The organism is Mesorhizobium sp. M7D.F.Ca.US.004.03.1.1, assembly GCF_003998635.1.
Lineage (GTDB): Bacteria > Pseudomonadota > Alphaproteobacteria > Rhizobiales > Rhizobiaceae > Mesorhizobium > Mesorhizobium loti.
In genome coordinates, this window is record NZ_RZQG01001011.1 from 1 (window position 1) to 2,029 (window position 2,029).

Sequence of the window (2,029 nt, forward strand, 5' to 3'; positions counted from 1 at the left end):
GCCCTGGTCCGTCATCGACCACGACGGTGCAGGCGGCAAGAATTGCCGACAGCAACAGGATGGCAAAACCCTGTCGCGAAAAGATTGCCGCCAGAAATTTCATGATGATCTCCCACGATCGCGTCCCAGTTGCCGATCCTCGCCATTCCCTTGCCAAATGCAACCCCCGTTTGCAGCCATTACAGCCGGAAACGGCGCCTGGGCCGTGGGCGGCATCAGCTTCCTCGGCCACCTCGACATCTGGCCCATTCGTGGCCCGGCTCTGGCCGATGACCCGGCCGGCAAGCAAGCCTATGCCGGGCCGATCGATGCTCAGGTCAGTCGATTCATGCGTCGGGATGCGCCAGTGCGGCGGCCCGCGGCGCTATCTTGCAACCATCACGTTTCCGTGCGATAAATTCCGTGTTCGGGCATTTGCGACCCGGAGAGCGGAACGTTTTGGACGACCTTTCCCCGATACTGTGAATCTCTGACGGCCCCGTTTTCGGCGGGGGGTTTGACCATGCGCCAATGCATGACTGCCGAAGCAACCACCGGGAACTGCCCTTTGCGCCAGGCGGCGGGCAGGACCACCAAAGACTGAACGGGTGAAGGAGTTTCCCCAATGGCCCAGACCGGCACCGTTAAATTCTTCAACGCGACCAAAGGCTTCGGTTTCATCACGCCCGATGGTGGCGCCAAGGACGTGTTCGTCCATATTTCCGCGATCGAGGCTTCGGGCCTGCGCACGCTCGTCGACGGCCAGAAGGTCACCTTCGACGTCGAGCCGGACCGCATGGGCAAAGGCCCCAAGGCCGTCAACCTCCGCGCTGCCTGAGCCATCGGCACGCCGCACGTCTCTCGGACGCGCGACGGAGGCTCCAATGCCTGAACCTGGCTTGGAGAGGGATTTGAATTTTGAAAGGCGCGGCGATCTTCGTCGCGCCTTTTTCGTACCGAAAAAGCAGACCAAGGTCTGTTGAGATTCAGGCGAGGCCGAGCCGAAAATGGCTGATACCGAGAACCGGAGCGGAGCGTACGTTTGGGTACGTGAGCACCGGAAGCGCAGGGAACGGCCATTTGCAGGCCGGCCTCACCTGAATATCGACAGACCTTAATGCATGTCGCTCAAAGGTGGTCTCGGGTTTGGGGGAACGATACGCATGAAAACAAAGACTTAAAGCGAGTCGCGAGGCGCTTCAGGTGCCCGCAAAACTTTCTCTTGCCGATGACGCTAAAATAAAGGACAAATTTCCACTCGGGCATTTGCCGGCCCGAGACTGGAATTTATGGGACAAAGGAGCTTCCCATGCCGCAGACCGGCACCGTCAAATTCTTCAACCATGCCAAGGGCTTCGGCTTCATCACGCCCGATGATGGCGCGAAGGATGTTTTCGTCCATATTTCGGCCGTGCAGGCGTCCGGTCTTCCCGGTCTCGAGGATGGCCAGAAAGTGTCATTCGACACGGAGCCGGATAAGCGTGGCAAGGGTCCGAAAGCCGTCAACCTGTCGGTCGGCTGAGCCGGCTTCAGACCGGCTGCGGCGGGCGGTTTCGCCCCTTGAGAGCGTGTGATCTTTGACGTCTGTTTTGAATAAACACGTCGAAATCCGTTCAGCCCCCGTTCAGCCACGGTCGCATATTAGTCTTTGGTAAAGCCGGACCGCATCCCCCGAAACTGCACGGGCCGGTACGAAGGAGACCGACATGAACCGAATTTTCAAAACCGCCGTCCTGGCCGCTGCCGTGGCCGCCACCACGCTCGCAACCTTGCCCGCCGCCAATGCGCGTGACTGGCGCCATCACGGCCATCACGGCAATGGCGATGCGATCGCCGCCGGCGTCCTCGGCCTCGCGGCCGGCGCGCTGATCGGTGGCGCGTTGGCCAATGACCAGCCCCCGCCCTACGCTGACCGCTACTACGATGACGGTTACTACGATCGTGACGTTGTGGTGCGCCCGGCACCGGTCCGCCGCTACTATGCGGAACCGAGGGTTGTCTACGCCGATCGTTATGCCGAGCCGTGGACGCGTGACTGGTACGAATACTG

4 protein-coding genes and 1 pseudogene are annotated in these 2,029 nt (G+C 60.7%); 4 read left to right on the forward strand and 1 reads right to left on the reverse strand.

The window, feature by feature from the left end; genetic code table 11:
* Positions 1-103: pseudogene (locus EN935_RS42410) on the reverse strand (peptidase); the annotation flags it as partial.
* Between the two features lie 102 nt (positions 104-205).
* On the opposite strand from EN935_RS42410, the gene EN935_RS33150 reads away from it, so the two are divergent.
* The 4 genes from EN935_RS33150 to EN935_RS33165 form a co-directional block, all read left to right on the forward strand.
* On the forward strand, positions 206-397 hold the full coding sequence (locus EN935_RS33150; RefSeq protein ID WP_127374083.1) for a hypothetical protein: 192 nt from the start codon (positions 206-208) through the stop codon (positions 395-397).
* Between the two features lie 207 nt (positions 398-604).
* Positions 605-817, forward strand: a complete 213-nt coding sequence (locus EN935_RS33155; RefSeq protein ID WP_006202520.1) for a cold-shock protein — start codon at positions 605-607, stop codon at positions 815-817.
* Between the two features lie 471 nt (positions 818-1,288).
* Complete coding sequence (locus tag EN935_RS33160; protein WP_013530020.1) at positions 1,289-1,501, forward strand: cold-shock protein; 213 nt, start codon at positions 1,289-1,291, stop codon at positions 1,499-1,501.
* 184 nt (positions 1,502-1,685) lie between these two features.
* Positions 1,686-2,029, forward strand: a 344-nt coding sequence (locus tag EN935_RS33165; RefSeq protein ID WP_127374084.1) for a BA14K family protein, incomplete at its 3' end; no start/stop codon positions are given.

Excerpts from the sequence above, each read along its gene's own strand:
- EN935_RS33160 (WP_013530020.1), top strand. The coding sequence starts at position 1,289 with ATGCCGCAGACCGGCACCGTCAAATTCTTCAACCATGCCAAGGGCTTC.
- EN935_RS33155 (WP_006202520.1), top strand. The coding sequence starts at position 605 with ATGGCCCAGACCGGCACCGTTAAATTCTTCAACGCGACCAAAGGCTTC.